Raw genomic sequence first — 616 nt, 5'->3', positions numbered from 1 at the left:
CATCCCGGCCAGGGCGGCAGCCGAGGCTGCAATCGCCACCATCGTGCGCGAGGAGGTCATGGCGGTTCCTTCATGTCGACGGTACAGCAGGCCCAACGATCCGCCCTGTTGGGGGTTTCCAACGGTGCTCCCCTGAGGGCGCGGTTCGGGGTCACCCGCACTCCCGGGCGGCACCGCAACAATATCGTCCTCGGAACGTTTTAAGAGTCCTGGCCTCTGCCAGGAAGGGAGAAACAACATGCACAAGATCCTCTGCGCAGTGGCGCTTCTGTCGATGCTCGCGATCGTTCCCGCCGCGGCCCAGACAGGGACCGGGCCAATGACTGGAACCACAACCACCCAGGACGATGATGACGGCTTCGATCTGGGCTGGCTCGGGCTTCTGGGCCTGGCCGGTTTGGCGGGGTTGGCAGGCCGCAAGAAGCACGACACCACTACGGTCGGCCGCCGTTGAAGGCTTCGCCGGAGTGCGCTGTCCGCTCGAGTCCGCTCTTCGCAACGGCGGACCCGCGGCGGGCAAGTTGGTGCGTGGCTAACAGTGCCTTTCGAAACCTACTCTGAAGGGCGTTGAGGGACGTGAGGGAGCAGGCGAGCGCGGTGAGGGCATGGTGGATGT

General features: G+C 65.1%; 1 protein-coding gene. It reads left to right on the top strand.

Features of this window, described 5'->3' with window-relative positions:
• Positions 1–238: 238 nt before the first annotated feature.
• Complete coding sequence (locus tag D2K64_RS24020) at positions 239–454, top strand: WGxxGxxG family protein (RefSeq protein ID WP_120010942.1); 216 nt, start codon at positions 239–241, stop codon at positions 452–454.
• The last annotated feature ends 162 nt before the right edge of the window (positions 455–616 follow it).

The sequence above is a fragment of the Teichococcus vastitatis genome (assembly GCF_003604215.1).
Classification (GTDB): domain Bacteria; phylum Pseudomonadota; class Alphaproteobacteria; order Acetobacterales; family Acetobacteraceae; genus Pseudoroseomonas; species Pseudoroseomonas vastitatis.
The sequence above is the reverse complement of the archived record's forward strand: the minus strand, read 5'-3'. Positions and strand labels throughout refer to the sequence as shown.